Raw genomic sequence first — 7,765 nt, forward strand, 5'->3', positions numbered from 1 at the left:
TTGCGGTTTTCAGCCTCCAGCTCCTTTAAGCGTTTGATATCCGAAGTTTCCATTCCGCCGTATTTTTCTCGCCATTTGTAGAAAGTTGAATTCCCCATGCCATATTTACGGCACAGCTCTTTAACGGGAATACCCGCTTTAGCTTCTTTTAAAATAGATACAATCTGATGTTCAGTCATTTTTTTCATAATTAAATTCCCTTTTGCTTTTATCATAGAGAATTTTCTACTTTTTTGCTGTACTATTTTAGGGGATAGTTACAATTCCTATAAATTATTGTAATTTTTTTCAACCATCATCCAACTTCGCATGCTATCCAATGATTTTTGAATAATGTTATTGTGGCGAGAAATATCATACTGTTTTGCACCAATAATCGATGAACATTTATTGTGAGGATATAATATTGAATTATAATAATAACGCGAAATTAAGTCTTCTTTCGATTTTTCTTTGCTATTTTTTAATTTGGATTCGCTATCTTTTAACTTGGAATAAACAATATCCATGGTTTTATTGGGCGAATATTGAGGATCGTTTGTTATCTCTGATATAAACTTGAGTTTATCTGTTGTAGCTAGATATAAGTAGCTAGAAACATTGTTATAACAACGTGCATAAATTTCACAAAATGAATAATGATTAGCTTCACAATATTTAGTTACTGTATCATTAATTTCAATTTTTGCTTTCTTCCTTAAAGAAGAGGCATAATTATTACCACACCCAGTAAGTAATATTATGGTTGTTGTAAAAATAATACTTTTATAGCTTAATAATTTCACTTCAGACCTCCATTTTAATTAACATTTGCTTATATTTGAATGTATAAAATATATTTATTTTATAACTTTTATTTCTTCACTTGTTTAAATAAAATAACTTCACAATTCTTATTTTTTCATAAGTATATCTGAATAAAATACACTATAAGTTGCGAATATTTTTTATTCATTTTCTTTTTTTCTTTCTATGGATTCTTCAATTTTGTGATGATAGTGCGAAATATCATACTGCTTTGCGCCAATAATGGATGAACATTGATTATGGGAATATAATAGATAACTAATATCTAAACTTAAGTCTTCTCTATTTATTTTTTCTTTCTCTTTTAAGTCAGAATAAAGAGCATCCATTGTGTCTTTAGCATTCATTGCGCTATAATTTACTGGAGAAAATTCTAATACTGACCACATCGTGGCACTCATAAATCCTTGATTAACATATAGTTGATTAAAAATATCGAGATAACATTGCGCATAAACCTCACAAAATGAATAATGGTTCGATTCACAATATTCAACAACGTTATGATAAATATCCATCCTTGCCCTTTTATCTAAATCGCCATAAATACAGCCCGTTAGCGATAACGTGGTTGCCACAATAATAGATTTATAATTTAATAACTTCATAGTTAACTCCATTTTTTTCAAACATCGGTTCTGCATCAGCATGCCCATAATCAATGTTATTACCTTTTCTATCCTTGTTAATTATCATATTCTCGTCAGCGTTTTGGCATTCTTCCCATGGTCCACCAATCCGTGCAATCAAATTATCAGAACGCCACCAGCTTGCTGTTTTATAATCAACATACACATTAAGCCAGCGTTTTACATTTTTTGACCGTGATACTGGGTCTAAGGTGACCAATAATCCTATTGGCTTGCCAGCTAGCTATTTTTTATTCATTTTCTTTTTTTCTTTCTATGGATTCTTCAATTTTGTGATGATAGTGCGAAATATCATACTGCTTTGCGCCAATAATGGATGAACATTGATTATGGGAATATAATAGATAACTAACATCTAAACTTATGTCTTTTCTATTTATTTTTTCTTTCTCTTTTAACTCAGAATAAAGAGCATCCATTGTGTCTTTAGCATTCATTGCGCTATAATTTACTGGAGAAAATTCTAATACTGACCACATCGTGGCTAGCATAAATCCTTGATTAACATATAGTTGATTTAAAATATCGAGATAACATTGCGCATAAACCTCACAAAATGAATAATGGTTCGATTCACAATATTCAACAACGCTACGATAAATATCCATCCTTGATCTTTTATCTAAATCACCATAAATACAGCCCGTTAGTGATAATGTGGTTGCTAAAATAATAGATTTATAATTTAATAACTTCATATATAACCCTCGTCAATTCAAACATCAGTTTTGCATCAGCATGCCCAAAATCAATGCTATTACCTCTTATATCCTTGTTAATTATCATATTCTCGTCAGCGTTTTGGCATTCTTCCCATGGTCCACCAATCCGTGCAATCAAATTATCAAAACGCCACCAGCTTGCTGTTTTATAATCAACATACACATTAAGCCAGCGTTTTACATTTTTTGACCGTGATACTGGGTCTAAGGTGACCAATAATTCTATTGGCTTGCCAGCTAGCTATTTTTTATTCATTTTCTTTTTCTTTTTTCTATGGATTTTTCAATTTGGTGATGATAGTGCGAAATATCATACTGCTTTGCGCCAATAATGGATGAACATTGATTATGGGAATATAATAGATAACTAATATCTAAACTTAGGTCTTCTCTATTTATTTTTTCTTTCTCTTTTAACTCAGAATAAAGAGCATCCATTGTGTCTTTAGCATTCATTGCGCTATAATTTACTGGAGAAAAATCTAATACTGAACTCAACGTGGCTGCCATAAATCCTTGATTAACATATAGTTGATTAAAAATATCGAGATAACATTGCGCATAAACCTCACAAAATGAATAATGGTTCGATTCACAATATTCAACAACGTTATGATAAATATCCATCCTTGTCCTTTTATCTAAATCACCATAAATACAGCCCGTTAGTGATAATGTGGTTGCTAAAATAATAGATTTATAATTTAATAACTTCATATATAACCCTCGTCAATTCAAACATCAGTTTTGCATCAGCATGCCCAAAATCAATGCTATTACCTCTTATATCCTTGTTAATTATCATATTCTCGTCAGCGTTTTGGCATTCTTCCCATGGTCCACCAATCCGTGCAATCAAATTATCAGAACGCCACCAGCTTGCTGTTTTATAATCAACATACACATTAAGCCAGCGTTTTACATTTTTCGGTTTTGCCTGCTTACCACTTTTTGACCATGATACTGGGTCTAAGGTGACCAATAATTCTATTATAATGTCGGGGTTTTCTTCTGCCAGACAAATCACTCTATGCCCTCCCCAACTATGCCCAACCAATACAATTTTTTGTTTTGCATCAAACCACTTTTTTATCAATGCAACAACCTTACCACCACCATGCTCTGAATAACAAACATCTTGCAATCGATTTTCTCCTCGACCATAAAGTTTCTCATACTTACCAAAAACGTGGTTTAATAACGGTTTAAACAAAGAATCGGCTGCCCCACCAACAAAAACCACTAAGGTTTTTTTACATTCTGTTGTATGTGCTCCTATTTGTTCCTCAATACTAGGTAAGATAATATCTTCATTTTTATCTTTATTTTTATCTTCATCTTCATTTTTATTGCCTTTTTTCTTTTTCGAAGGCTCATATCCAGGATAAAATATCCCATCAGCTGCACACATTATTTTTCCTCAAATGATTGTTAACCATTATAATTTCTTTTCTTACGCGTTTTTTGGCATATGTGACCATGCGCTCAACACATTCCTTTTCGGGTAATAGTCCATTTTTAATCATTAATGTGCTGGCCCAAGGGTAAAGTGGATCTTCAAATATTCTATGCCCTAAAAAGAATTGCATTGCCAATAGCACGGCATGACTTGAATAATCAAAAAATAACTGAGATTGATAATAAGGAATTTGTTGCTGATAAAACCTTTCAAGAGTATCGAATGCCAACTGTTGATTCCGCTCAGGATACAGATCCTGTACAAATTGAATCACCTGTTCTTCATTTTCGATTTCGAATAAGGAATGTGTCGGTTTTTGCAATAATTGTTGTAATCGGGTAAGGTAAGTCGATAAGTTTTCACCCATAGCTATTTTAAAAGGTATTGATAAATCGTCATTTAGTTCGATCAAGCTGATAGTGTTGGTTGCAACAGTAAGCAAACGAGGTTTTACCCATCGGCTTAACATTGGATCAGTATCGAAATGAGTGCCAAGTACAATCGCTAAATCTAAAAATTGTTTTGCCTGATCTTTACGGGGGATTTGGTATTGAGCGATTTTATCCATCATTAAATTAAGAAATTGTTCTGAGTATTTTGCTCCTAATGTTCGCATTTTTTTGGGGAACTTCTGTTTTAGATACGTTTTTAACTCTTGGCGTAACTCTTTTTGTTTTTCGTCAGCTAATAACGATAGTTGTTCTGGCGCTAGGGTTTGTATGGTGTCGTTATTAATAGTGATAGGCTCAGGAAAATGAATAACTTGGTTGTTTGTCCAAAGTGTCGACAATCCAGGTAATAGCGCTTGTTTTTGTGTGTTTGTTGAAGCTGCTAGAATTTGTGCTAAAAAATGCCCATCCCAATAACGAAAAAAGACCTCTTTGTTATCAGGCAGTTTTACTTTTGTTAATAATTTTAGTTGAGCGACTAACTCTTGTTGCGAGAAAGGAGAGAAAGCTAACCATCCCCAATTACTTGTTGTTGTGTCATTAATCCATGTCAAAAAGGGACTGTTAGGCGATAATTCCACTATATATGGCATCATATCGTACCATTGCTGATAAGGGGTATTTAACCATATGCCTTCAGGTGAGCAAGTTCCATCCAATTGACCATAATAAGTCAATGCATCGCTAGTTGCTGAGCCAGATAAGACGGCATATAAGTGATTATGCGTTGTTGAATGAAGGGCTATCCAGTCACTAAGATGATTGCAATCATTATTCATCATATTTTAGGCGATTAAATCGCACATCCTCCTTCTTGTTTACATTTTTCACACTCCTCACAAAACGGGGTATTGCTCAGAAGTACTAATCGTTGATTGCGAGAGAGGGGTAAAAGTTGTGTGATTTCTGTAAATAAACCACTAGGCAATTTTCCTCGCCAACCCGTACCTTTACCTGCTGACCCAGAACCGACATTAAACACAGAACTAGTGTGAATACCTGTGCTATCAATTTTAATAAAGTTGTTTGCTGCCTGTAAGGTTATTTCTGCTCCTGCATCAATCACGATTTTCATACCGGATTGAAGGTGTATTTCACTTTTTCCTTGAGCGAATATTCCTTGATCAGCATTAATATGTAAGTCTGAGGTCGTTGAGAGTGATATGTCATTTTTTGCATGTACTCTGTATTCATTATCAATTTTTAAATGGCTATCATTTTTTATATGGTGTTTACTATCATGCTCAACATTGACAGTGTGATCGTTCAATACATGTATATCCATATCTTTTTGTGCATGTAGATGTAAAAGTTCATTGCCTGTCGCATCGTCAAAACGTAGTTCATTGTGCCCCTGACCTTTGTGAGTTTGGGTTCGAAATACCGTTTGTGTTTTCTTTTCGGGTAATTGCACCGGCAAGGCCATGATGTCATTGTAAGTACAGCCAGTAATAATCGGCCTGTCAATGTCACCATTTATATAACTGACTATCACCTCTTGACCAATACGCGGTATAGCATAAAATCCATAACCTCGACCACTCCAGCCTTGCATAACCCGCACCCAACACGATGCCTTTTCGTCCGCCTCGTCATATAAGTTCCAGTGAAAGTGTACTTTCACCTGTCCCTGCTTGTTGGTAAAGATTTCTTCACCCGCTGGTCCCACCACCTCGGCCACTTCTGGACCATCAGCAATTGGTTTAGGTATAAACGTTGGGCGCCAGTTTTTATAATACCAGATAAAACGAAAGTGATTGGTTAAGCTCGCCGCTGTGTCGCTAAAGTCTTCCTGTCCTGACTGGGGTAAAACGCCATGATGAACCGCCCAAGTCACCTGCCATTTTTCGTTAAGAGCGGCAAAAGGATGACCGCAAAGCCGAAAATAATAACCTGGGCGTAAAGCAAAACAGTTACTTTCGCCCTCACCATATTCACTTTCTCTTTGTAAAACGTCTAGTCGATAACGAGTCATCTGTTCAGCCGAATCATAATCAGGAAAACGGGCAAAACTATCATAAATGGTGTAGAGAGAAGTATTCACCCCTAGTAAGGTCTCTCCCCTAACCTCGTGTTGATAAGGAAAACGAGGATGTAAATACGTCCGGTCTTTGCCCATCGCCTTTTGGGGTGTCATTCGGGCAGACAAATTCATCTGATAAGCAAAGTCACCCTCTGTGCTACTTTGCGGATGGTCATTATATTCTAGCGTATCACCGCCTAACAATGAAAGAAAACTATCAGTATACAAGCACTGCGCTTCGCCTTTGTTGACTTCAAACCAGAAAGTAATCCCTTCTTCTGCCGCTAAGCGACAAAAAAATGCATAGTCCGTTTCTCGTTTCTGGGTGATAAATTCACGCTGAGTATGTTTATCGCGACAATCACAACAAAAACGAATTTGATGCTCTTGCAATAAAATATCGAGAACTTCTGGAATGCTTTTAAAATGGAAGATACGACTTTGTTGACGTTGGGTTAGTAACCATAGCGAGGGGCGAACAATCAGGGTCTAATAGGTCTGCCGAAAACCACTTTTACCACGTTTGGCTTCGGTAATAATCCCTATCACCTCTCGCTGGGGTACGCCATTCTGACTCACCGTTAAATATGCTTTACACAAAATCAGCGATTTAATATCAATACCGGCTTCGGGACTTGTCAGGGTTAGGGTTAAGGTAAATAGCTTTGACAGGTGCTTGTCTAACGTAAACTCCGTGACCGCAAAAGTATCAGGAGCACAACCATCAACCTGACAATCAAAATACAATCCTTTTAATTTCATTATAATAGCTCTTCTTTGTACAATATGTGATACCTAAACAAAAAAATCATTATCCCCTTCTATTTAGTATTTGAGAAAGTTGCTACCAACATGGACAACAATTAGTTTATTAATTAGCCGAAGTGAGCAATGACCTGCGTCACAATTAATTTACGAAGGAGATTATTTATATTCAGCCAAATATTTTCTATCATTATAGTTTACTGATTAATTTAGATAATCTAATTAGGTTATCTAAATTAAGTTATTTTTTTTTATGAAGCAACATTTTTTAACTAAATTTTTTCATTTTAGCCGTTATTATTAGGTGGGAAGGTTAACTAATTTGCATTAATTTATATCACTTTTTTTAGCTTCAATCAGTAAAATTAAACTCAATATTATCAAATATTCATTGAGCAATTTCTGTAACATCTTGTTCAGGAATATTACTATTTTTTCACCTAAAAAAACTGTTGTAGTAAATCCATTTTAGACTTCCATCTGATTTAAAAATTTTATGCTTAGCTGAAAAAGTGTTTCTAATGTTTTTGATCCTTCAATATAAGTAAAATGGGGGGGGCTGGTCGATATCACTCTCAATAATAACTGATTCTTTATCATAAAGTTGAATAGTGTTAACTAATTTGAACTGATTTTCTTTTCCTTTTTGAGATGTTTGTTCAATAACCCGTCTATTGTTTTCAGCCATTAACTAAGTCCATTTACTGGCGATTGACCAAAAAACACAAAGCACTACTGGTCGTAATAACGGAAAAAGTGCTGACTGCATCCTCTTTTTCAACATAAAGTAATTTTCGAAGTGATTCTCGCCAGAATATTAGACAGTGCCCGCCTCTATCATTTTTTCGTTTTGGTAATATTGTTGTTCATATTGTTCAGGTGATACCCAG

At 34.9% G+C, this 7,765-nt stretch carries 10 protein-coding genes and 1 pseudogene; all 11 read right to left on the bottom strand.

Features of this window, described 5'->3' with window-relative positions; genetic code table 11:
• The coding region (locus tag ACGH6S_RS11725) for a transposase (RefSeq protein ID WP_411579548.1) at positions 1-188 on the bottom strand (188 nt) is incomplete at its 3' end.
• A 78-nt stretch (positions 189-266) separates the two neighbouring features.
• A complete protein-coding gene (locus tag ACGH6S_RS11730; protein ID WP_174799173.1) occupies positions 267-785 on the bottom strand; it encodes a hypothetical protein in 519 nt (172 codons plus the stop codon).
• Between the two features lie 162 nt (positions 786-947).
• Complete coding sequence (locus tag ACGH6S_RS11735) at positions 948-1,415, bottom strand: hypothetical protein (protein ID WP_174799175.1); 468 nt, start codon at positions 1,413-1,415, stop codon at positions 948-950.
• Positions 1,396-1,656, bottom strand: a complete 261-nt coding sequence (locus ACGH6S_RS11740) for a hypothetical protein (RefSeq protein ID WP_174799177.1) — start codon at positions 1,654-1,656, stop codon at positions 1,396-1,398. Before ACGH6S_RS11740 ends, ACGH6S_RS11735 begins: the two co-directional genes overlap by 20 nt.
• A gap of 31 nt (positions 1,657-1,687) precedes the next feature.
• Positions 1,688-2,155 (bottom strand): hypothetical protein, encoded by a 468-nt coding sequence (locus ACGH6S_RS11745; RefSeq protein ID WP_411578901.1) that lies wholly within the window; start codon positions 2,153-2,155, stop codon positions 1,688-1,690.
• A complete protein-coding gene (locus ACGH6S_RS11750; RefSeq protein ID WP_174799181.1) occupies positions 2,136-2,396 on the bottom strand; it encodes a hypothetical protein in 261 nt (86 codons plus the stop codon). Before ACGH6S_RS11750 ends, ACGH6S_RS11745 begins: the two co-directional genes overlap by 20 nt.
• Positions 2,397-2,431: 35 nt before the next feature.
• Complete coding sequence (locus ACGH6S_RS11755) at positions 2,432-2,896, bottom strand: hypothetical protein (RefSeq protein ID WP_411578902.1); 465 nt, start codon at positions 2,894-2,896, stop codon at positions 2,432-2,434.
• Positions 2,877-3,590: an alpha/beta hydrolase gene (locus ACGH6S_RS11760; protein WP_411578903.1), complete on the bottom strand. Its 714-nt coding sequence runs from the start codon at positions 3,588-3,590 to the stop codon at positions 2,877-2,879. The genes ACGH6S_RS11755 and ACGH6S_RS11760 overlap by 20 nt, the downstream gene beginning before the upstream one ends.
• Positions 3,577-4,869: a DUF4123 domain-containing protein gene (locus ACGH6S_RS11765; protein ID WP_174799186.1), complete on the bottom strand. Its 1,293-nt coding sequence runs from the start codon at positions 4,867-4,869 to the stop codon at positions 3,577-3,579. Before ACGH6S_RS11765 ends, ACGH6S_RS11760 begins: the two co-directional genes overlap by 14 nt.
• An 11-nt stretch (positions 4,870-4,880) precedes the next feature.
• Positions 4,881-6,872 (bottom strand): annotated as a pseudogene (locus ACGH6S_RS11770) (type VI secretion system Vgr family protein).
• A 538-nt stretch (positions 6,873-7,410) separates the two neighbouring features.
• Positions 7,411-7,563, bottom strand: coding sequence for a hypothetical protein (locus ACGH6S_RS11775; RefSeq protein WP_296301207.1), 153 nt, complete (start codon positions 7,561-7,563; stop codon positions 7,411-7,413).
• Positions 7,564-7,765 lie beyond the last annotated feature (202 nt).

The organism is Gilliamella sp. BG3, from assembly GCF_046635605.1.
Lineage (GTDB): Bacteria > Pseudomonadota > Gammaproteobacteria > Enterobacterales > Orbaceae > Gilliamella > Gilliamella bombi.

Coding starts and splice junctions, on each gene's coding strand:
- ACGH6S_RS11760 (WP_411578903.1), bottom strand. CDS start 3,590: ATGTGTGCAGCTGATGGGATATTTTATCCTGGATATGAGCCTTCGAAA.
- ACGH6S_RS11755 (WP_411578902.1), bottom strand. CDS start 2,896: ATGAAGTTATTAAATTATAAATCTATTATTTTAGCAACCACATTATCA.
- ACGH6S_RS11745 (WP_411578901.1), bottom strand. CDS start 2,155: ATGAAGTTATTAAATTATAAATCTATTATTTTAGCAACCACATTATCA.
- ACGH6S_RS11735 (WP_174799175.1), bottom strand. CDS start 1,415: ATGAAGTTATTAAATTATAAATCTATTATTGTGGCAACCACGTTATCG.
- ACGH6S_RS11775 (WP_296301207.1), bottom strand. CDS start 7,563: ATGGCTGAAAACAATAGACGGGTTATTGAACAAACATCTCAAAAAGGA.
- ACGH6S_RS11765 (WP_174799186.1), bottom strand. CDS start 4,869: ATGATGAATAATGATTGCAATCATCTTAGTGACTGGATAGCCCTTCAT.